The organism is Stenotrophomonas sp. NY11291 (assembly GCF_023277365.1).
GTDB lineage: Bacteria > Pseudomonadota > Gammaproteobacteria > Xanthomonadales > Xanthomonadaceae > Stenotrophomonas > Stenotrophomonas geniculata.
In genome coordinates, this window is sequence record NZ_CP096975.1 from 3,415,343 (window position 1) to 3,436,437 (window position 21,095).

At 67.9% G+C, this 21,095-nt stretch carries 17 protein-coding genes; 8 read left to right on the plus strand and 9 right to left on the minus strand.

The features are described 5' to 3' along the window. Positions 1-106: 106 nt before the first annotated feature. The 4 genes from gorA to M1L61_RS16025 form a co-directional block, all read right to left on the minus strand. Positions 107-1,465 carry a glutathione-disulfide reductase gene (gorA, locus tag M1L61_RS16010; RefSeq protein ID WP_010482995.1) on the minus strand — a complete coding sequence of 453 codons (1,359 nt, stop codon included), beginning with the start codon at positions 1,463-1,465 and terminating at the stop codon, positions 107-109. Beyond that, complete coding sequence (locus tag M1L61_RS16015; RefSeq protein WP_043401124.1) at positions 1,462-2,712, minus strand: FAD-dependent oxidoreductase; 1,251 nt, start codon at positions 2,710-2,712, stop codon at positions 1,462-1,464. The genes gorA and M1L61_RS16015 overlap by 4 nt, the downstream gene beginning before the upstream one ends. Positions 2,713-2,715: 3 nt before the next feature. Continuing rightward, positions 2,716-3,960 (minus strand): DUF418 domain-containing protein, encoded by a 1,245-nt coding sequence (locus tag M1L61_RS16020; RefSeq protein ID WP_235651927.1) that lies wholly within the window; start codon positions 3,958-3,960, stop codon positions 2,716-2,718. 99 nt (positions 3,961-4,059) lie between these two features. Then, complete coding sequence (locus M1L61_RS16025; RefSeq protein WP_010482989.1) at positions 4,060-4,542, minus strand: peptidylprolyl isomerase; 483 nt, start codon at positions 4,540-4,542, stop codon at positions 4,060-4,062. A 73-nt stretch (positions 4,543-4,615) separates the two neighbouring features. Between M1L61_RS16025 and M1L61_RS16030 the strand changes: the two genes are divergently transcribed. After that, positions 4,616-5,194, plus strand: coding sequence for a C40 family peptidase (locus M1L61_RS16030; RefSeq protein ID WP_187296438.1), 579 nt, complete (start codon positions 4,616-4,618; stop codon positions 5,192-5,194). A gap of 197 nt (positions 5,195-5,391) precedes the next feature. Beyond that, a complete protein-coding gene (locus tag M1L61_RS16035) occupies positions 5,392-6,099 on the plus strand; it encodes a C40 family peptidase (protein WP_134958098.1) in 708 nt (235 codons plus the stop codon). A gap of 259 nt (positions 6,100-6,358) precedes the next feature. Here the strand turns inward: M1L61_RS16035 and M1L61_RS16040 are convergent, their stop codons facing one another. Beyond that, complete coding sequence (locus M1L61_RS16040; protein ID WP_019338617.1) at positions 6,359-7,693, minus strand: dicarboxylate/amino acid:cation symporter; 1,335 nt, start codon at positions 7,691-7,693, stop codon at positions 6,359-6,361. Between the two features lie 154 nt (positions 7,694-7,847). Between M1L61_RS16040 and M1L61_RS16045 the strand changes: the two genes are divergently transcribed. The 5 genes from M1L61_RS16045 to M1L61_RS16065 all read left to right on the plus strand — a co-directional run bounded on the left by M1L61_RS16045 (position 7,848) and on the right by M1L61_RS16065 (position 13,101). Continuing rightward, entirely contained in the window at positions 7,848-9,554 is a 1,707-nt protein-coding gene (locus M1L61_RS16045; RefSeq protein WP_057502494.1) for an alkaline phosphatase, read from the plus strand. Continuing rightward, a complete protein-coding gene (locus tag M1L61_RS16050) occupies positions 9,551-10,096 on the plus strand; it encodes a WG repeat-containing protein (RefSeq protein ID WP_248853773.1) in 546 nt (181 codons plus the stop codon). Before M1L61_RS16045 ends, M1L61_RS16050 begins: the two co-directional genes overlap by 4 nt. 553 nt (positions 10,097-10,649) lie before the next feature. Then, the gene (gene tilS, locus M1L61_RS16055) at positions 10,650-11,936 is read left to right on the plus strand and encodes a tRNA lysidine(34) synthetase TilS (protein WP_029550871.1); all 1,287 of its coding nucleotides are present in this window, start codon (positions 10,650-10,652) and stop codon (positions 11,934-11,936) included. A 36-nt stretch (positions 11,937-11,972) separates the two neighbouring features. Then, entirely contained in the window at positions 11,973-12,233 is a 261-nt protein-coding gene (locus M1L61_RS16060; protein WP_019338620.1) for an exodeoxyribonuclease VII small subunit, read from the plus strand. Beyond that, entirely contained in the window at positions 12,223-13,101 is an 879-nt protein-coding gene (locus tag M1L61_RS16065; protein WP_019338621.1) for a farnesyl diphosphate synthase, read from the plus strand. Before M1L61_RS16060 ends, M1L61_RS16065 begins: the two co-directional genes overlap by 11 nt. 85 nt (positions 13,102-13,186) lie before the next feature. On the opposite strand, the gene M1L61_RS16070 is transcribed toward M1L61_RS16065, so the two are convergent. Beyond that, positions 13,187-13,558 (minus strand): DUF4870 domain-containing protein, encoded by a 372-nt coding sequence (locus M1L61_RS16070; protein ID WP_010482972.1) that lies wholly within the window; start codon positions 13,556-13,558, stop codon positions 13,187-13,189. An 87-nt stretch (positions 13,559-13,645) separates the two neighbouring features. Further along, positions 13,646-15,013: a metalloprotease PmbA gene (gene pmbA / locus M1L61_RS16075; protein ID WP_049411897.1), complete on the minus strand. Its 1,368-nt coding sequence runs from the start codon at positions 15,011-15,013 to the stop codon at positions 13,646-13,648. Between the two features lie 68 nt (positions 15,014-15,081). Between pmbA and yjgA the strand changes: the two genes are divergently transcribed. Next, positions 15,082-15,669 carry a ribosome biogenesis factor YjgA gene (gene yjgA / locus M1L61_RS16080; protein ID WP_010482967.1) on the plus strand — a complete coding sequence of 196 codons (588 nt, stop codon included), beginning with the start codon at positions 15,082-15,084 and terminating at the stop codon, positions 15,667-15,669. Positions 15,670-15,710: 41 nt separating this feature from the next. Here yjgA and tldD read toward each other — a convergent pair whose 3' ends face one another. Both tldD and M1L61_RS16090 read right to left on the minus strand, forming a co-directional pair. Continuing rightward, a complete protein-coding gene (gene tldD, locus M1L61_RS16085) occupies positions 15,711-17,156 on the minus strand; it encodes a metalloprotease TldD (RefSeq protein WP_159360420.1) in 1,446 nt (481 codons plus the stop codon). A 60-nt stretch (positions 17,157-17,216) separates the two neighbouring features. After that, positions 17,217-21,071 (minus strand): YhdP family protein, encoded by a 3,855-nt coding sequence (locus M1L61_RS16090; RefSeq protein WP_248853774.1) that lies wholly within the window; start codon positions 21,069-21,071, stop codon positions 17,217-17,219. Positions 21,072-21,095: the final 24 nt, after the last annotated feature.

Below are 21,095 nucleotides of genomic sequence, written 5' to 3' on the forward strand. Positions count from 1 at the left end.
CCCAGTATCGCATGGGGGCGCCAGGTGCCCTGTAGAGCCTGCGCTCGGCTGCACCATGTCTGCACGGAATGCAGCCGAGCATAGGCTCGGCTCTACAACTGCGGGCTCAGCGCATCAGCACCACTTCCTCGGCCGAGGTCGGGTGGATCGCCACGGTGTCGTCGAACTGGGCCTTGGTCGCCCCCATCTTCACCGCCACCGCGAAGCCTTGCAGGATCTCGTCGGCTGCTTCGCCCAGCAGATGGATGCCCACCACCCGCTCTTCCGGGCCCACGCAGACCATCTTGAACAGGCTGCGCTGGGTGCCGTTGGCCAGCGCCTGCAGCATCGGGCGGAAACGGCTGTGATACACGCTCACCTGATCGAAACGGGCGCGCGCCTCTTCTTCGCTCATGCCCACCGCGCCCAGCGGTGGATGCGAGAACACCACGCTGGCTACGTTCTCATAGTCCATCTTCGACTGCGGGCGGCCGCCGAACAGGCGATCCATCAGGCGCCGCGATGCAGCCACCGCCACCGGGGTCAGGCCAACCTTGCCTGCGATGTCACCCACCGCATGCACGTTCGGCACGCTGGTGGTCTGCCATTCGTCCACCTCCACCTGCTGGTGCTCACCGATGCCGATGCCCAGCGCTTCCAGGCCCAGGTCGCGACTGTTGCCGCGACGGCCGGTGGCGAAGAACACCGCATCGAATACGCTGTCGAGCGGACCATCATGGCCGAATGCACGCACACGCTCGCCATCGCGCTGCAGTTCGCGCAGGCGATAGCCGAAATGGATGCGCACGCCCTGCTGCTTCAGGTTCTCGGCCAGCTGATCGGTCAGCTCGTAGTCGAAGCGATCCAGCAGCCGCTGGCCGCGCACCAGCAGGCTGACCTTGCTGCCCAGTGCCTGCAGCAGGCCGGCCAGCTCCACCGCAATGTAACCGCCACCGATGATCGCCACCTCGGCCGGTGCCGCGCGCAGATCGAAGAAATCATCGGAGACCAGGCCCAGTTCGGCGCCGGGAATGTCGGGCCGCAGCGGGTGCGCGCCGGTGGCGATCAGGATGTGCTCGGCGCTGTAGCGCACGCCATCGCTGCAGGCCACGGTGTGGGCATCGAGCAGATGACCACGCGCCGGAATGCGCACCACGCCGGTTTCGTCCAGGCGCTTGTGGTAGCTGGTGTGGATGTTGCTGATATAGGCCTGGCGATGGATCACCAGTTCCTTCCACGACAGCGCCGGGCGCGCTTCGACATCGAAGCCCATCGCACTGGCCAGGCCGATGCGCTCGTGCAGGTCGGCCGCCAGCCACATGGCTTTCTTCGGCACGCAGCCGACATTGACGCAGGTTCCGCCCAGTTCGCCAGGCTCCAGCATCGCCACGCGCTTGCCGTGCTGCGCGGCGCGGATCGCGCCAGCCAGGCCGGCGGAACCGCCGCCAAGGACGATCAGGTCGTAATCATAGGGTGCAGTGCTCATCGGAATCGCTCGGGTCGGTAAGGGGCAGGATCGATCGCCGGCGTGCGGCCGCAGACGAGATCGGCGATCAGCTGGCCGGTGCCGGCGCTCATGCTGATGCCGAGCATGCCATGCCCCGCTGCAAGCCAGACGTGAGGATGTGCGGGCGCGCGGCCGATCAACGGCACATCGTCCACGCTCATGGGACGCCAACCGCACCACTGCTCCTGCAGCTGCGCACCACGCGGCGCGCGCAGGTAGTGGTCGGCAGCGTGCTGCAGGGCCTGTAGGCGGGTCGTGCGCAGCTGCGGGTCGGCACCGGCGAATTCCATGGTGCCGCCCAGTCGCAGTGCTTCACGCCAGGCAATCACGAACACGGAATGGTCCTTCAGCACGACTGGGCGCTGCGGCACCTGCGCCGGTCGCGACCAGGTCAGCGAATAGCCCTTGCCGGGCTGGATCGGCACGCGCAGATCCAGTTGCCGTGCCCAGCGCGGTGACCACGGCCCGGTCGCCAGCACCAGCTCGCGTGCGTGCAGCGTGCGTTCGCCGACGTGCACGCGCACACCCTGCGCGTCGGCGCTGAAATCCCGCATGTCCGAGTGCTCTTCGATCACCACGCCCTGTGCGCGCAGCACGCGCGCCAGTTCGGCGGTGTAGCGGTCCGGACGCAGCTGCGCATCGCCGGGGAAGTGGATCGCACCGGCAAGGCGATCATGGAACGCTGGATTGTCGCGCGCGTAGTCGGCCCCATCGATGCGCACCGTGGCGATGCCCTGCGCGTTCAGCGCCTCACACTCGGCTGCATGGTGATCGAAATTGCGGGCGTCACCGAACACATAGTCCAGACCGCGCGCCTCGAACTCGCAGTCCAGCGCATGCGTCCGCACCCACTGCGCCAGGCGCAGCCGTGAATCATTCAACAGTGCGCCGCGTGCCCGCGTGGAGTGCAGCCAGTCACGCGCGTTGCAGCGCGCCCCGAACTGCAGCAGCCAGCGCCACAATGCAGGGTCGAGGCGTGTACGGACGTACAGCGGCGCACGCGGATCGAGCATCCAGCGCAGCGCCCGTAACGGCACACCAGGCGCTGCCAGCGGTGGCGCGTGGCTGGGGGTGATGGTGCCGCAGTTGCCATGCGAAGTCGCCGCACCCACGCGTCCCCGCTCGATCATACGGACCTGCCGGCCGTTCGCGCACAGCGCAAGCGCGGTGGCCAGGCCGATGGCACCGGCGCCCACCACGATCACATCCTCGCGCGCGCCCTGCATCGATCAGCCCTGCCCGGCCTCGCGCCGCATCGGCGGCCACTGCCGGTAGGTCATCGCGCGCCACAACCATTCCATCGGGCCAAAGCGGAAGCGGCGCAACCAGACGTGTGAAAGGGCCACCTGCACGGCAAACAACAGCAGTGCGAACAGCAGCTGCACGCTGCGTGGCATCATTTCGAACGCGCCCAGGCCGTAGTGGTAGAACACCCAGGTGCACAGCAGCGACTGGCCCAGGTAGTGGGTCAACGCCATGCGCCCGACCGGTGCCAGCCAGGCCAACCGCGCACGCCAATGCACGATCCACGCCAGGTAGCCCAGGCACATCGGCAGGCCACCGATCGTCACCAGTGCCATTGCGGCTGTCACCGGCAGATTGTAGGCACCCGGTGCAAGGTAGGGTTTCCAGGCAACACCGATCAACGTGACCAGCAGGCCCAGCGGCAACGCAATCCAGCGCAGCGTCGCGTACAGCCGCGGGAAGCGCTCCGGCGCCGCCAGCGCGCCACTGCCGGCAAACCAGCTGCCGATCAGGAACATGCCCAGCACCTCCGGGCCGGTGATCAGCAGCGCGCCCATCGACGTGCCGAACTCGCTCAGCCGCTGCGCATTGGCCTGCATCCAGCTGCCGTGCCCGTACACCAGGCGCTGCAGCTCGATGCTCTGCTGCGCGTCGGCGAGCATCTTCTGTACGTCTTCCGTCGAAGCCATCGACACCATCGCGCCCACCAGCAGCATCATCGCTATACCGCCGAGGTAGACCGTCACGCCCATCCACGGCAGCCAGCTGCGCGGCGCCTCGCGGCAGGCCAGCAGCGGCAACGAGACCAGCGCGTACATCACCAGGATGTCGCCGGACCAGACCAGCAGCGCGTGGCACAGGCCGATCAGCAACAGGCCGGCGCTGCGGCGCAGGTAGAACGGGGTGAAGTCGCGCCCGGCGGCCTCGGCGCGCTGCGCCATCACCGCGAAGCCGGCGCCGAACAGCAACGAGAACAGGGTGAAGAACTTGCCCTGCACGAACACGTAGACGAACGCATCAGCCCAGTAGTCGATGCCCTGCCAGTGCGTGTCGATGCCGGTAAAGGCCAGGTCCAGCGGTCCGCTGAAGGCCTCGATGTTCATCAGCAGGATGCCCAGCAACGCCGCACCGCGCAGCACGTCCAGTAGGGCGATGCGTTCGCCGGAAGCCATCGGCTGCAGGGAAGGAGAAGCGGCGTTCACGGGGCATCCGTCAGGCAGGTCCGCCATTATGCCGCCGGCCCACACGCCATGGATGGCCGCGTCGTGTTCCAGAAACGCAACGGCCCGCCGAAGCGGGCCGTTGCTGCCATCACGATCGCGCTGCGATCAGTGGTGGTGGCCGCCGTCGCCGTGGACGTGGCCGTGGTCGATCTCTTCCTTGCCGGCTTCACGCACGTCAACGATTTCGACGTCGAAATGCAGGTCCTTGCCAGCCATCGGGTGGTTCAGGTCGACGTCGACGACGCTCATGCCGACCTTCTGCACGGTCACCGCACGCGGGCCGAAGTTGGTCTGCAGCACGACCTGCTGGCCCGGGGCCAGCTTGGTGTTGCCGAAGTGCTTCTTCGGCACGCGCTGGGACAGGCCCTCGCGGCGCTCGCCGTAGGCATCAGCGGCAGTGACGTCGACGCTGAAGGTCGCGCCGGCTTCCTTGTCCATCATGGCGTTTTCCAGGCCCGGGATGATGTTGCCGTGGCCGATCAGGATCGCCAGCGGCTCGCCGCGGTCCTTGGACGATTCGATCGGCTCCTGGCCGACTTCGGAAACGGTGTAGTGGAAGCGGACAACGCGGTCTTTTTCGATCTTCATGCGCAACTCTGTCTGGATCTGCCGAAGGCAGGCGGGTTGGGGCGGGTTGTCGCCCGGCGGGGACGCCGCCATCATGACGGCCAATCCTAAGGTGGCGCATTATCCGGAGATCATGCACATCACGCCAGTTTCGTCCGGCCTGCGCCGGCTCCTCGCCCCGGCCCTGCTGCTGGCCCTGCCCGTGCTGATGACCGCCTGCGGCGGCGGCAAGGCCCCCCGCCCCGCGCCCCCCCCGTCGACGGCGAACTGGCCAAAGACCGTGCCGGACAACCCCGAGGCGGCCAACTCGGTGCTGATGCGCGCCATCAGCCTGGTCGGCACGCCCTACCGCTATGGCGGCAACACCCCGGATTCGGGCTTCGACTGCAGCGGCCTGGTCGCCTATGTCTATCGCGAGATGCTGGACCTGCGGCTGCCGCGCACCTCCCGCGACCTGGCGGCGGTACAGGGACCGAAGATCGACCCGCAGCGCCTGGCCACCGGAGACCTGGTGTTCTTCGGCAGCCGCGGCAGCGTCACCCATGTCGGTATCTATGTGGGTGAAGGGCGCTTCGTGCACGCGCCGAGCACCGGCGGCACGGTACGCCTCGACTCGCTCAGCGGTCCCTACTGGAAGGACCACTACACAGGGGCGAAACGCGTCCTTCGCTAAAATGAACAGGCGATATGTTCAAAACTGTGACGCCCATCACCACGAAACTAACGATTTACTAACGGAATTTTTAACTTATTGCCGCTTTTACAGGGCATGATGCCCCATCGTTTTTTTCCTGTGACCGACGCGTGACGACTGACGACCTGAAAAGCGAAGGCCAGACTTCCGTATCTTCACGTAGTGCCCGCCCGCTGTTGCTTGGCCTGGCACTGTGTCTGACCAGCCTTCCGGCCTGGTCGCAGACTGCTCCGAATCGTTCCGATGTGACCCCGGCCCCGGTGGCTGAGAGCACCGCCCGACCGGCCACCAAGGCCGAGGCCGCTGCTCCGCAGCGCAGCCGCGTCGATGCCGCCGCCAGTGCCACGCTGGCCGCCCTGCTGCCGCACCTGGCCGCCAATGACACCATTCCGCTGATGGACCGCTCGGCCGTGGTGGCGGGCGATCTCAGCCGCCTGCTCGCTAACTACGACACCAGCAGCGCCGCCAATGGCAGCGTTGTCGGCACCGCCGCCGATAACGGCAAGGTGCAGTCGCTGCTGCGCCGAGCGATGACCCTGCTGGGCACCCCGTACCGTTGGGGTGGCAGCAACCCGGACAGCGGCTTCGACTGCAGCGGCCTGGTCGGCTACGTGTTCCGCTCGGCGCTGGGCATCGAGCTGCCGCGCGTCTCGCGCGAGATGGCCCACGATGACAACGCCGAGCTGATCAACGACCGCACTGCGCTCGCCGCCGGTGACCTGGTGTTCTTCGGCCGCAAGGGCCGCGTCGACCACGTCGGCATCTATGTCGGTGATGGCCGCTTCCTGCACGCCCCGAGCTCGGGCAAGGACGTCCGCGTGGACACCCTGCTCAGTGGTTACTGGGGCAACAAGTTCATGCAGGCTCGTCGGGTCGACCTCTGACCCGCTGGCACTACGGCGCCGCCTGAAAGACAAAAAGCCGCTGCCCCGCAGCGGCTTTTTTGTTTGCGCCCCCGGTAGGTGCCGACCTTGGTCGGCATCGCGCCGCCTGCCCTGGTGGGTGCCGACCGTTGGTCGGCACTGCCTCCATCCACGCATGGCGTGGATCTACCAGGACCCGCCTTGGCCGCCACCGCGCCAACCAGCTCCCAAACAAAAGGCCCGCCGGGTCAGGGCGGGCCTTTTACATCTCCACGCAACCTCAGGCGCGTGGCGGTGTCGGGTCTGGATCGTCCACCCCGACATTGCTGGACGGATTGTCATACACCGCCTGATCGAGCAGCCCGGTCTCCTTGGCCACGATCACCGGCACCAGCATCTGGCCCGTCACGTTCGTCATCGTGCGCATCATGTCCAGGATGCGGTCGATGGCATACAGGTAGCCGATGGTCTCCAGCGGCAGGTTGGCCGCGCTCAGCACCACCGTGGCCATGATCACCGCAGTACCCGGCACGCCGGCGGTACCGAAGCTGCCCAGCACCGAGGCGATCAGCACCACCACATACTGTTCCGGGGTCAGCGGCACACCGCTGTACTGCGAGATGAACACCGCGCACAGCGCCGGGTAGATCGCGCCGCAGCCATCCATCTTGATGCTGGCGCCCAGCGGCACCGCGAACGAACCGTAGTCCTTGTTCACACCCAGGTTGTGGGTGATCGAACGCAGCGCCACCGGCATCGCGGCGAAGCTGGACGAGCTGACAAACGCCACCTGCATGCCCGGCGCGGCGCCACGGAAGAACTTCAGTGGGTTCAGGCCGTGCGCCAGCAGCAGCGCGCTGTAGACCACCACGATGTGCAGGGCGCAGGCCACGTACAGGGCCAGCACGAAATGCCCCAGCGGCAGCAGCTTCTCGAAGCCGTAGCTGCCGACCAGGCCAGCGATCAGGCCGAAGGTGCCGATCGGGGTGACTTCCAGCACGAAGCGGGTCACCTGGATCATGATGTCGCTCATCTGGCCGACCAGCTTGCGCGCCTCGGTCACCTTCTCGCCCAGCTTGACGATGGCGAAACCGACCAGACCAGCAAAGAAGATCACCGGCAGGATCGAGCCACGGCCCGCGGCCAGCACGGTTTCACCGGCGGCGTTGACCTTGGTGCCGATGCCGGACAGCGCGTAGAAGACATTGGCCGGCACCACATCCAGCAGCACCTGCACCACGCTGGGCACTTCACGCGGCACGTAGTTGCTGGCCATCGTCAGTTGCAGGCCACCGGCGCCGGGCTGCAGCACGGTGCCCACGCCCAGGCCGACGCACACCGCCAGCGCAGCGGTGATCACGAACCACAGGAAGGTGCGGCCACTGAGCGCGGCGACCGATTTCTGGCCGTGCAGCGACGAGATCGCGTTGATGACCGCGAAGAACACCAGCGGCACCGCGATCATCTTGATCAGGGTGACGTACAGCTCGCCGAGCGGGCCGAACCACGTTTCCGCGGCCGGGCCGAGCGCCCAGCCGGCCAGCGCGCCGAGCACGAAGCCACCGACCACGCGCTGCCAGAATGGAATCCGCAGCCAGGCAGAGACCAGCTTCATAGGCAATCCAGAGGGGAAGGAAGGGATGGTGGCACGATAGCCCAAGGCGGCCCGCAGAACGACCGCCCGGCCGGCAAATCAGTGTGTCATCGGCGTGCCTTGCGAGGGCGGGCATAATGAACGTCCCGTTACAGTTTGTGAGATCCCAGCGTCCATGCGCCGTTCCGTCTCCCTGTTGGCCGCCTGCGCCACCACCCTGCTGCTGGGCGCCTGCGCCAGCACCGCCCCCGCGTCCGCTCCGGCCGGCCTGAAGGTCGCCGTCGATCCCGTTACCCACCCGGCCGGCGAGACGCCGCAGTGGTGGTACCGCAGCGGCGCGGCCCAGGCCGCAGCGAACGGTGCGATGTCCGGCAAGGCCAGGAACGTCATCCTGTTCCTCGGTGACGGCATGAGCCTGACCACGGTGGCCGCCTCGCGCATCTACGAAGGCCAGCAGAAGGGTGGCTCGGGCGAAGAGAACCTGCTGTCCTGGGAACGCTTCCCGGCCACGGCGTTCAGCAAGACTTACAACACCGATTCGCAGACCCCTGATTCGGCCGGCACCATGACCGCCATCACCACCGGCGTGAAGACCCACATGGGCGCGATCGGCGTCAGCGCCGGCAGCCGCACCGACTGCGCCGACAGCCTGTCCAAGGGCCTGCTGACCTGGCTGCAGCTGGCCGACAGCGCCGGCCTGGCCACGGGCGTGGTGTCCACCGCACGCCTGACCCATGCCACCCCGGCCGCCACCTATGCACATTCACCCGAGCGCAACTGGGAAAACGACACCGACCTGACTGAAGCGGCCAAGGCGGCAGGCTGCAAGGACATCGCCCAGCAGCTGCTGTCGACCTCGCGCTATGGCCGCGGCCCGCTGGTCGCCCTCGGCGGTGGCCGCGGAGAATTCACCACCGTGGAAGAGCGCGATCCGGAGTACGACGATAAGGTCGGCCAGCGCCTGGACGGCCGCAGCCTGGTGCAGGAATGGCAGCAGGCCCATCCGCAGGGCGCCTACGTCTGGAACAGCAAGCAGCTGGCCGCCGCCGCCAATGCGCCGGCCATCCTTGGCCTGTTCGAGCCGGACCACATGCGCTACGAGTACGAGCGACCGCAGGATCCGGGCGGTGAGCCGAGCCTGGCCGAACTGACGGCTGCGGCGATCAGGAATCTGTCGAAGCACCAGGAAGGCTACGTGCTGATGATCGAAGGCGCGCGCATCGACCACGCCAACCACAGCGGCAACGCCTACCGTGCACTGACCGAGACCGTGGCCCTGTCCGATGCAGTGCGCGTGGCCAACGAACTGACCTCGGCCGACGACACCCTGATCATCGTCACCGCCGACCACTCGCACACGCTGAACTTCGTCGGCTACCCGGCACGCGGCAATCCAATCCTGGGCAAGGTGAAGGACAAGGGTGGCGAAGATGGCGCCGGCAAGCTGGACTACGCGCTGGACGGCACCGGCCAGCCGTACACCACGTTGAGCTACGCCAATGGCCCGGGCCATACCGGCAGCAGCAACCAGCAGCCGGCCGGCCCGAAGCGCTACCCGCACAACCCGAGCAGCTTCGAACCGGCCAACGGCCGCCCGAACCTGCGCGAGGTCGACACCGAGCATCCGGACTACATGCAGGAAGCACTGGTGCCGATGAAGTCCGAGTCGCACGGCGGCGAAGACGTCGGCATCTGGGCACGCGGCCCGGGCAGCAAGGCGATCCGCGGCACGCTGGAACAGAACGCGATCTACCACATGATCGTGCAGGCCACCCCGGCCCTGCGCGAGCGCCTGTGCCAGGCCGGCACCTGCGATGACAAGGGCGTGCCGGTGCAGCTGCCGGCGCCGACGGCCTTCGAACGCAAGGCCGAGGCCAAGTGATCGCACTGCAGGCCCGCCCTGCGCCTGCCAGCGGCCGCTTCGCGCGGTCGCTGGCCCTGCTCGGCGTGCTGGTCAGTGCCAACGCGCTGGCGCAGGCACCGGCGTGCAAGCTGCTGACCGACGAACACGGGTTGTGGCCGCTGCCCAACTGCGAAGTGGTCGACCACCGGCCGAAGATCCAGCCGGACACCCTGAAAGACCTGAACTTTGATGACCACGGCCTGGCCGTGGTGTATGCCGACCAGGGTTTCCACTACGTCGACCGCAAGGGCCGCAGCCTGCCGGTGCTGACCTGGGACAACGGCCCGGAGATGCCGGAAGAAGGCCTGCTGCGCGGCCGCGTCGGTAATCGCGTGGGCTACTTCGATCTGACATTCCGCCAGGTGGTGCCCGGCACCTTCGATTTCGCCTGGCCGTTCCGCGGCGGCGTGGCCGAGGTCTGCAACGGCTGCCGTCGCGGCACGCCGGATGCCGATGGCCACACGCCGATGGAAGGCGGAGAGCGGTTCCGGATCGACCGCTCGGGTCGTCGGGTGAAGTAGGTTTTCGGCAGGGCTGCGCCCTGCACCTGCAGACGCAACGGCAACGGCAACGGCCGAAGCAACAGCAACAGCGTGCATTCCGTGGGATGGCGGGGCACTGTGGGTTTGCGGGGACGGCGCAAGTACGTCCATGTAGCCTTGGTCGCCGCATCCATGCGGCTCACACCCCGCAAACCCACAGTGCCCCGCCTTCGACAGTTTTCCGGTGGCCAGTAGATCTACGCCATGCCTGGATGAAATCTGTCAGATATCGAATTGAATCCGGGGTCAGATCCGTTTTCCGCAGGAAAACGGATCTGACCCCAAGAGCAATTCCGACAGTTCGCAGGAAACTGTCGAAGGCGGGGTGGGTCCGGTTGCGGGAGTGTCCGCGGCATGGATGCCGCGGCCAAGCCCCCATGGATGGGTTTACGGCGTCTCCCGCAACCGGGCCCACCCCGCCATCCTTCAGGAACCCAGCTTCTGCTGTTGCTGTTGCTGTTGCTGTTGCTGTTGCTCTGGATCGTAGCGGGTGCAGGGCGCAGCCCTGCCGAGCAACCCTATACTTGCCGCCGTGACTGCCTTCCCTGCCCTTGTTCCGCTGGATGCGCCGCTGCTGGTGGGCTACAGCGGTGGTGTCGACTCCACCGTGCTGCTGCACTGGCTGTGGCGCTGCGCCCAGGCTTCCGGCACGGCGCTGCGTGCGGTGCACGTACACCACGGCCTGCAACCAGCAGCCGACGACTGGGTACGGCATTGCCAGCAGCAGTGCGCAGCACTGGGCGTCAAGCTGGCCGTGCGCCACGTACAGATCGACAGAACCACAGGCCTGGGCCTCGAAGGCGCAGCGCGCGAAGCACGACGTGCAGCGTTCACTGCTGAACTGCGCGAAGGCGAAACACTGGCGCTGGCACAGCACCAGGACGATCAGGCCGAGACCTTCCTGCTCCGCGCGCTGCGCGGCTCCGGTGTCGATGGCCTTGCCGCGATGGCCGATGACAGTCAGTTCGGTACGCACCGCCTGTGGCGTCCCTTGCTGCACGTACCGCGCACCGCACTGCTCGACTATGCCCGGCAACACGCGCTGCGTTGGATCGAGGATCCCAGCAACGCCGAAGACCACGCCGATCGCAACTTCCTGCGCCTGCAGGTACTGCCACTGTTGCGCCAGCGCTGGCCGCACGCCGCCGCCGCGTTGGCCGGCAGCGTCCTGCATTGCCGGCAGACCCGCGAACTGCTGGATGAAGAAGACGCCGAGCTGATCACACACCTGGAAGTCGCTCCACGCGTGCTGTCGCTGCAGTTGCTGCGTCAGGTGTCACCGGGACGCGCCGCGCGCGTGCTGCGCGCCTGGGTGATCGGCCATGGTGCCGCCCCACTGCCGGCCACGGTGCTGCAGCAAGGCCTGGACGAACTGCTGCCGGCCGGCAATGATCGCCAGGCGCGGGTGCGCTGGCACGATCATGCCATCCAGCAATGGCGCGAGCATGCCTATCTGCTACCCGCGCAGCTGCCATCGCTGCCCCGCGCGTGGCAGGCCGAATGGGATGGGCATGCTCCCCTGCCGCTGCCCGATGGCGGCCAGCTGCGGCTGCAGGGCGGCGCCGCCTTCGAGCGCCCGCTGCAGGTCCGTGCACGCGTGGGCGGAGAGCGCATCCTGCTGCCAGGTCGCCAGCATTCGCACGCATTGAAGGACTGCCTGCAACGCGAACATCTCGCCCCCTGGCGACGCGCGCAGCTGCCGCTGATCTTTGATGGCCCGCAGTTGCTGGCCGCCGCCGACGTGGTCATCTCCGCGCCACTGCAGGCCTGGTTGCAGGCCCACCAGGCACAGCTGCAGTGGCGTCCCGGCGGCTGGTGAATTGACCCCCGCGCGCGGCCCGTCCACACTTGCCACATGGCCAAGAAGTCCCCCGAAAACGCCTCCCCGGTCGCCCAGTTCGAGCAGTCGCTCGAATCGCTGGAACAGCTGGTGGAGCAGATGGAAACCGGCGAGCTGAGCCTGGAAGCCTCGCTCAGTGCTTACGAACGTGGCGTCGGTCTGTATCGCCAGTGCCAGCAGGCGCTGGAGCAGGCCGAACTGCGCGTGCGCCTGCTCAGCGATCCGGCGCAGCCGGAAGCATCCGAGCCCTTCGATCCGCCCAACCATGACGGCTGAGGTTCTGTTCGCGCGCTGGCGCGACCGTATCGAAAGCCAGCTCGACGCTGCCCTGCCCTCGCCTGCCGAAGCACCGCAGCGCCTGCACCAGGCCATGCGCTATTCGGTGCTGGGCGGTGGCAAGCGCATGCGCCCGCTGCTGGTCTACGCCAGTGGCCACCTGTTCGGTGCACAGCTGGAAAGCCTGGATGCGGCGGCTATGTCCGTCGAACTCATCCACGCCTACTCGCTGGTGCATGACGACCTGCCGGCGATGGATGACGACGCGCTGCGCCGTGGCAAGCCGACCACCCACATCGCCTTCGACGAAGCTACCGCGATCCTCGCCGGCGACGCGCTGCAGACCCGTGCCTTCGGCCTGCTGGCCGATGCACCGCTGCCGGCCACGCTGCGCGTGGCCTGCCTGCAGACCCTGGCCCACGCCTCCGGCGCGTCCGGCATGTGCGGCGGCCAGGCCCTGGATATCGATGCCACCGGCCAGCAGCAGACGCTGGCGGCATTGACCCGCATGCATGCGCTGAAGACCGGCGCGCTGATCCGCGCGGCAGTGCGCATGGGCGCGCTGTGCGGCCAGGCCCACGAACCGCAGCTGGCCCAGCTGGACAGCTTCGCCGATGCACTCGGCCTGGCCTTCCAGGTACGGGACGACATCCTCGATGTCGAGGCCAGTTCCGAGCAGCTGGGCAAGACCGCCGGCAAGGACCAGGCGCAGGACAAGAGCACCTTTCCCGCCCTGCTTGGCATGGACGGCGCAAAGGCCCAGCTGCACGAACTCGCTGCACGCATGCAGTCGATCCTGGCCGGGTATGGCGAGGAAGCCGATGCGCTGCGTGCGCTGGCGACGCTGGCGGTCGAACGCGATCATTGATCGCTCGCCGGGCACCGCCCGTCGCTCCCCGCACATGAAAACGCCCGGCAATGCCGGGCGTTTTCAGTTCCGCATGCAGCCGGTATTACTTGATCAGGCGCAGCGCGAACGGGTAGCGATAGGCTTCGCCGTTGTTGGCCTTGACCGCTGCGATGATGCTGAACACCAGGCTGATGATGCCGACGATCGGGGCCAGGAAGACGCCGATGATCACGATGGTCAGGATCATGCTGATGACCATGGCGATGGTCACGGTGATCTGGAAGTTCAGGGCTTCCTTGGCCTGGTCGGTCACGAAAGCCTTGCCAGCATCGTCCTTGTTGATCAGCCAGATGATCAGTGCGCCGATGAAGCCGGTGAAGATGCCCAGCAGGTGGGCAGCCAGGGCCATGGTGCGCTGGTCGGCCGGCACGTCGGTGGTGGCCGGCGGCGGCGGGACGTTATCGAATTCGCTCACGACAAAACTCCTTTTCATTGGGTGGTCTTGACCCACCAGCACCAAGCTGGTTGCGTCAGGCGGGCATAGCTTACGCCATCGACGCCATCAATCATTACCGGCGATGGTCATCCGCCCCAGCAGGATCGAACCGGTCCGGATGTGCGAGCGCGGGTCGACGTCGCTGCCGACCGCTTCGATGCTGCTGAACATCTCGCGCAGGTTGCCGGCGATGGTGATGCCATCCACCGGGTACTGGATCTCGCCATTCTCGACGCGGAAGCCGCCGGCACCGCGCGAGTAGTCGCCGGTCACCCCGTTCACGCCCTGCCCCATCAGCTCGGTCACCAGCAGGCCATCGCCCATCTGGCGGGCGATCTCCTGCAGGGAGCCCGCGTTGGCGGCCAGTTGCAGGTTGTGCACGCCACCAGCATTGGCGGTGGTCTGCAGGCCCAGCTTGCGCGCCGAGTAGCTGCCCAGCACATAGCGCTGCAGCACGCCGTCACGGACCAGGGCCGAAGCACGGGTGGCCACGCCGTCACCGTCGAAGGCGGCCGAGCGCAGGCCACGGCGCAGGTGGGGCAGTTCCTCGATCTGCATCCAGTCCGGGAACAGCTGCTGGCCAACACTGTCCAGCAGGAAGCTGGCCTGGCGGTACAGGGCACCGCCGGACACCGCCGACAGCAGGTGACCGACCAGGCTGCGCGCGACTTCCGGGGCGAACAGCACCGGCATGCTGCCGGTGGCCATCGAGCGAGGCTGCAGGCGGGCGACGGTACGCTCGGCGGCACGACGACCGACCAGGCCCACCTCCTCCAGGTCCTCGCGGGCCAGCGCGCTGGTGTACCAGCCATCGCGCTGCATGCCATCGCCCTGGCCGGCGATCAGCGCACAGCCCACCGAATGATGGGTGCCACGCTCACGGCCGAAAAAGCCATGCGAATTGGCGTACACCGACAGGCTCTGCATGCTCGACACCGAGGCGCCGTCGGAGTTGCGGATCTGCGCATCGGCCTCACGACCTGCGTTCTCGCAGGCCAGGGCCAGGTCCACCGCCTCGTCGGCCTGCAGCGCCCAGGGATGCCAGCTGTCCAGGTCGGGGAAGTCGGTCGCCATCAGCGCCGCCTCGGCCAGGCCGGCGGCCGGGTCGTCCTCGGTATGGCGGGCGATCGCGCAGGCCTGCTCGACCGTGGCGGTGAGGCTGGCCTCGTTCAGGTCGCCGGTGCTGGCGCTGCCCTTGCGTTGGCCGAAATAGACGGTGACGGCGATACCGCGGTCGCGGGTGGACTGCACGGTCTCAACCTCGCCAAGGCGGACATTGACCTCCAGGCCACGGTCCTCGCTGCAGCTGACCTCGGCCTGGCTGGCGCCCAGCGCCCGGGCACGGTCGAGCAGCTGCTGGGAAAGGTCGGCCAGCCGTTCCAGCCGGGCCGGGCTGTCGTCGCCGACAGCGACTTCAGGGGCGATCACGTTCAATGCTTTATCCTGTACGGGTTGGGCCCGGCCTCACGCCGGGCGACTTTTTTTGAGATCAGGTAGGAACGATGCGCGGACGCGACGAAGAAACCGGTGAATTCCACGACAAGAGCCGCAGCCAGAACCGGCGCGATGCGCTCGACGTCCTGGCCCTGGGCGAGAAGCTGGTGTCGTTGACCCCGGCCCAGCTGGCGCGCCTGCCGATTCCGGAAGACCTGCTGCCGCATATCGCCGAGTGCAAGCGCATCACCGCCCACATCGCCCACAAGCGCCAGCTGGCGTTCCTGGCCAAGCACATGCGCCGCGAAGAAGACGCCACGCTGGATGCGATCCGCGATGCGCTGGACGCCAACAGCGAAACCGGCCGCCGCGAAGTGGCGATGATGCACCGCGCGGAAGACTGGCGCGAGCGCCTGCTGGCCGAGGGTGACAAGGCACTGGCGGCACTGCTGGACGACTACCCGCAGGCCGACCGCCAGCAGCTGCGCACGCTGGTGCGCAATGCCCAGGCCGAGAAGGCGAAGAACAAGCCGCCGCGCGCCTACCGCGAAATTTTCCAGGTGCTGCGTGCCCTGATGCTGCCGGCCGCGTTGGGCCTGAAGGCCAGCGCCGAAGACGCCGACCCCATTGAAACCGACGAAGCCGACGAGGACTGAGTCCTCGCCGGCAGGGGCGGTGGCACTGGCCATCGCCCGGCTCAGGCCTGGGTACCGCCGACGGTGATGCCCTCGATCAGCAACGAGGGCTGGCCGACACCCACCGGCACGCTCTGCCCGTCCTTGCCGCAGATGCCCACGCCCTCGTCCAGGGCCAGGTCGTTGCCGACCATGCGCACCTTCTGCATGGTTTCCGGACCGTTGCCGATCAGGGTCGCGCCCTTCACCGGCGTGGTGATGCGGCCATCCTCGATCAGGTAGGCCTCGGTGGCCGAGAACACGTACTTGCCACTGGTGATGTCGACCTGGCCGCCGCCGAAGTTGACCGCGTACAGGCCCTTTTTCACCGAACGGATCATCTCCTGCGGGTCATGCTGGCCGGCGCGCATGTAGGTGTTGGTCATGCGCGGCATGGTCATGTGCGCGAACGATTCGCGGCGACCATTGCCGGTCGGCGCCACGCCCATCAGGCGCGCGTTGAGGCTGTCCTGCATGTAGCCGACCAGGATGCCGTCCTCGATCAGCGTGGTGCACTGGCTGGGATGACCCTCGTCGTCGATGTTCAACGAACCACGGCGTCCATCCAGCGTGCCGTCATCGACGATCGTCACGCCCGGGGCGGCCACGCGTTCGCCGATGCGGCCGGCGTAGACGCTGGTGCCCTTGCGGTTGAAGTCGCCTTCCAGGCCGTGGCCGACCGCTTCATGCAGCAGCACGCCGGGCCAGCCCGGGCCCAGTACCACCGGCATCACGCCGGCCGGTGCCGGTACCGCCTCAAGATTCACCAGCGCCTGGCGCAGCGCCTCACGGGCAAAGGCTTCCGGGCGGCCGTCCGCGAACAGTTCCTCATATCCGTAACGGCCACCGCCACCGGCATAGCCGGACTCGCGACGGCCGTTGTGCTCGACGATCACCTGCACGTTCAGGCGCACCAGCGGGCGCACGTCAGCGCCCAGCACACCGTCGCTGCGGGCGATCAGCACCGTATCGACGCCGCCGGACAGGCTGACCATCACCTGCTTCACGCGCGGGTCGGCGGCACGCAGGTAGCCGTCCAGGCGCTTGAGCACCTCGACCTTGGCCTCGTTGCCGATGCCGTCGATCGGGTCCAGCGCCGGGTAAAGCGCGCGCGCGTTGCCACGCAGCAGCGAGCGACCGGTCTGGGCACCACCTTCGCGCGAGATCGCACGTGCCGATTGCGCCGCCACCCGCAGCGCATCGGCATGGATGTCGTCGGAGTAGGCGAAACCGGTCTTCTCGCCGGAAATCGCCCGCACGCCTACGCCCTGCTCGATGGAATGCGCGCCGTCCTTGACGATGCCGTCTTCCACGCTCCAGCTCTCGCGGCGGGCGTGCTGGAAGTAAAGGTCACCAAAGTCCACACCGGGGCCGAGCAACTGCCCGAAGGTGCGCTCCAGGCCAGCGGTATCCAGGCCACCAGGGCGCAGCAGGCGGTCTTGGGCAAGCGTCAGGGCGATATCAGTCATGGTTCTCGATCTGGGGATGCGGGGGCGCTCAGGCAAGCCCCGTGAACAGGAAAGCCGCGCTCAACGCGCGCGCGGCAGGCCGGTGACGGTCGGCGGAATGGCCGGTGCCGGTGCCGGCGCGGGTGGCGGAGCCTTGTCGCGGCTGCGCTCGATCACTTCCACCTTCGGTTCCTTCCATGGACCGGTCACCTTGTAGGTACGGGCGCCAATCTCGCCCAATGGTTTGGACAATACCGCATTGGTGGCCGCGCCCAGCGCCGCCCCCACCGGGCCACCGGCCACCGCCCCCACCACGGTCAGCAGATTGCCTGCGCGCGGGTTGACGTCGATGGTCTGGTCGAACTGCTGGTTGCGCAGGTCGGCCTGGCCGCGGATGGTGATGTTGGCTGCCGGGCCTTCGATCAGCACCTTGTCTGTGCGCGCCATGCCCTGGCCGAACTGCATGCTGCCGTCGATCTGGTTGAACGCGAAGCCCTTGGAGAAGAAGTCGCGGAAGTCGAACATCAGGCGCCGCGGCAGCTGGGTCACGCTGAGCAGGCCCAGCACGCGGCCGGCGCCCGGTTCCAGCTCCAGCAGCTGGCCGTTGCGTGCGTGCAGGTCCAGGCGGCCCTGCAGGTTGCCCAGCTGGAAGTCCGACGGCCCCCCACTCCACGTGGCCTGCAGCTGCGCCTGGCCGGAACCGCCACGCAGCTGGCCGCCGTAGTCGAGGTTCTGCATCAGTCCGCCCAGGTCCTCGCTGCGCACCTGCGCGGTCAGTTCGGTGCGGGCACCACCGGTGCGGCCCAGCCAGCGACCGCTGATGTCGATCTCCTGGTCGGGCGCACGGAAGCGCAGCTCATCCACGTTCAGGCCATTGGCCAGCGGCCGCGTACGCAGCACCGCCTGGCCCAGCACCACCTTGCCGAACTTCAGGTCGGCGATGTCCAGCGCGAACGGCGGCAGCTTGGCCGGGTCCATGTCGTTGGCGCCTGCCTGTACCCGTGCCGGTGCGGCCGGTACACCTGGAGCCGCCGGCAATGACTGCCAGTGCACGCGGTCGAGCTGGCCACTGATGGTGCCGCCGTCTGCATTGGGGACGGTCAGGCGCCCGGCCAGCGACGGGCCGTCCAGGCGTACATCCAGTGCCTGCGCTCCCGGGCGCAGCTGCAACCGGGTCTGCTCGAACACACCACCGATCAGCATCAGCTTGCCGACCTGCACGTCCACCGCACGCAGCGGCATGCCGTCATCGTCGTTGCCACCACGGGCCAGGCCGATCCACTCCAGCGCATCCAGGGTCGGGCTGCGGCCATTCACGGACAGTCCGCTCGGTGGCGGCTCGCGATCGGCATGGTCGCTGCCCAGCGTCACCTGCACACCCGTCTGGTTGTTGTGGCTGCGCGCAGCCAGCGCCAGGCGCTGGCCGAACGACACGTCGATGCGGCCGGCCCCCATCGGCAGCTGTGCAGCCACGGTGGTCGCCAACGGCTCGGCAGCCGGTTTGTCCAGCGGCGCCGGCAGGTCCAGCCGGGTCCCGACCAGATCGGAGCTCAACCGCAGCTCGCTGGGCGGCGCAGGCGCCCCCGGAGCGACCTTGGGCAGATTGACCGCGATGGTCCACGGCGAGGTGCCGGCGATGTAGGGCTTCAGCCACGCCATTTCCGGCGCGCGGTCGATCAGCACGCCAGCATCGAGGTTGGCCGACAACTGCGATTCAAAGGCCAGCTTGCTGTCGTGCACGTAGCCACCGGCACGCAGGCTCAGACGACCGTCCTGGCCGAGGTGGCGCACCGCCAGTTCCTCGGCGCCGAAACCGCCGTTGCTGTAGCGCGCCTGCCCGTGCATGTTGTCAAAGGTGAGCTGGAAGCGCTTGTCGACCAGCTTCACGCCGGCCAGATCGACCGTTCCCTGCAGGTGGCCGCCACCTTCATCGTGGTGCAGCGGCTGCAGCAGATCGAAGGTCACATGCGCCGGGCCCGCAGCGGTGAGGTTGTCCAGGGTGTCGCCATAATCCTTGTGCAGCGGGCTCTGCCGCAGCATGGCCAGCAGCCTGCCGGCCTCGCTCTGCGCATCGGCACGCACGTACAGCGGCTGCTGCCCGAAATCCTGGATGCCCGCCTCGAATTTCTGCACCGCCACGCCGGCCAGATCGCCGCGACCGTGCATGTCGAAGCCGGGGCCGATGAAGGCGATATCGGCATCGACCTGGCGCATCAACGGCCAGTCGTGCTGGAAGCGGATGTCACCATTGGTGATATGGCCGGTCGCCTCGAAGCGGCCATCGTTGTTGTCGAACGGCCAGTCGTCCAGGTCGCCACTGACCAGGCCGATGCCGTTGCGCACCTGCCCACCGGCCAGCGCCATGTCCAGCCAGTCGGTGGCGCCCTTGCTCATCTTGGAGTGGATCCAGAAGCGCTTGGCCGCGGTCATCGGCACGTCGTCCAGCTTGGCCGCCAGCTGCAGCCACGGCCGCGTACCGTCGCCCTGGAACCAGACACCACCGCGCACGTCCGCCGCATAATCGGTGCCTTCCACGCGCATCGCTGCCGTGCCGATGCGCCAGCCACCGCCTTCATCGCGCCAGCCCACCACCTGGCCCGCCAGGTGCAGATCGTGGCGCACGCCGAAGCCGGTCGGCCAATCGAACTGCAGCTGGCGTTGCGACTGCAGCTGCAGGCTGAAGCCATCCGCGTCGCCTTCGAAGCGCCCGCCCAGGCCGCGCAGGCCGGGCGAATTGCCCACGCTGGCGAAGCCCAGCGACTGCAGTTCGCCCTGCGCCCACAGCGGGCCATCGCGTTCGCCCGCCAGCTGCAGCTCGCGCACGTCCAGCTGCGGCCTGGACAGGAACAGCCAGCGACGCAGGCCCGGTTCAAGACGATCGCTCAGGGCCAGCGCACGCAGCGCGATGCCGGCCTGCACTTCGCGAGAACTGACCCGCATCTGCTTGCCGAGCTGCAGCTGCAGGCCATCGAGCTGCTGCTCGCCTTCTTCGGTTTTCAGGCGCAGGCGCGGCACCTGCAATGCCCAGCCATCGGCCTGGCGCTGCCAGCGCAGGCGTGCCTGCAACCGCTGCAGCTGCAGCTGCGGAGCCGCCATCGCGGGCATCGGTGCGCCATCGATGCGGACATCACGCAGGTCCGAATCGGTGGTCACCGCCACCGGCGCGAAATCGCGCAGGGTCAGCCACAGGTTGAGTTCGCCCTTGCCTTCGCGCAGGCGCACACCGCCGGCCGCCAGCAGCGGCGACCAGGCATGAAAATCGACCGGATCGGCGCCCAGCCAGGCCTGGCCGTTGCCGCGCACGCGGTCCACGTCCAGCACCGCCGTCAACGGCAGCGCTTCGGTCTGGGCCCAGGCGCGCACGCCTACACGCAGGCGGTCGCCATTGACCCGCAGGCGCACGTCGATGCGTGGCAGCGTGGTATCGATCCCCAGCCCCGGCGCATGCACGCCCAGGCGGCCCCCGATCACCTGCAGTTCGCCCAGACGGCGCAGCGCATCCAGCGGGTCCCCGCCATTGGCGGCCTGCGGCAGGCCACGCACCGACCAGCGGCCGTCCTCGCCCTGCTGCAGGTCCAGTGCCAGGCCACGCAGGCGCAGTTCGGTCAACGAGCGGCCGGGCAGCAGCCCGCTGTACATCGATACCAGCACCTCGGCCTCGCTGATCGCCAGGCCCTGGCCGGCGCCAATGCGCAGGCCCTTGAGCTGCAGCAGCGGACCACGCCGGGTCCAGGCCGTCTGCAACTGGTCGAAACGCACCGGCTGGCCGGCGCGTTCACTCAACCAGGCGGCAATCCTGTCGGGATGGCGCTCGGCCAGCGGCAGCAGCTGGCTGAGGGTGCCCACCAGCAGTGCGAGCCCGACCAGGCCCACCGCGCAGGCGGCAATGAAATGACGGCGGATCCTTCGCAGTCGCAGGCGCGGCGGCGCGCTCATCGGCCACCGCCGGCCTGCGGCCGG

Bases quoted from the DNA above. Each gene is read 5' to 3' on its own strand.
- gorA (WP_010482995.1), bottom strand. From the start codon at position 1,465: ATGAGCACTGCACCCTATGATTACGACCTGATCGTCCTTGGCGGCGGT.
- M1L61_RS16015 (WP_043401124.1), bottom strand. From the start codon at position 2,712: ATGCAGGGCGCGCGCGAGGATGTGATCGTGGTGGGCGCCGGTGCCATC.
- M1L61_RS16020 (WP_235651927.1), bottom strand. From the start codon at position 3,960: ATGGCGGACCTGCCTGACGGATGCCCCGTGAACGCCGCTTCTCCTTCC.
- M1L61_RS16025 (WP_010482989.1), bottom strand. From the start codon at position 4,542: ATGAAGATCGAAAAAGACCGCGTTGTCCGCTTCCACTACACCGTTTCC.
- M1L61_RS16030 (WP_187296438.1), top strand. From the start codon at position 4,616: ATGACGGCCAATCCTAAGGTGGCGCATTATCCGGAGATCATGCACATC.
- M1L61_RS16040 (WP_019338617.1), bottom strand. From the start codon at position 7,693: ATGAAGCTGGTCTCTGCCTGGCTGCGGATTCCATTCTGGCAGCGCGTG.
- M1L61_RS16045 (WP_057502494.1), top strand. From the start codon at position 7,848: ATGCGCCGTTCCGTCTCCCTGTTGGCCGCCTGCGCCACCACCCTGCTG.
- M1L61_RS16060 (WP_019338620.1), top strand. From the start codon at position 11,973: ATGGCCAAGAAGTCCCCCGAAAACGCCTCCCCGGTCGCCCAGTTCGAG.
- M1L61_RS16065 (WP_019338621.1), top strand. From the start codon at position 12,223: ATGACGGCTGAGGTTCTGTTCGCGCGCTGGCGCGACCGTATCGAAAGC.
- yjgA (WP_010482967.1), top strand. From the start codon at position 15,082: ATGCGCGGACGCGACGAAGAAACCGGTGAATTCCACGACAAGAGCCGC.
- tldD (WP_159360420.1), bottom strand. From the start codon at position 17,156: ATGACTGATATCGCCCTGACGCTTGCCCAAGACCGCCTGCTGCGCCCT.
- M1L61_RS16090 (WP_248853774.1), bottom strand. From the start codon at position 21,071: ATGAGCGCGCCGCCGCGCCTGCGACTGCGAAGGATCCGCCGTCATTTC.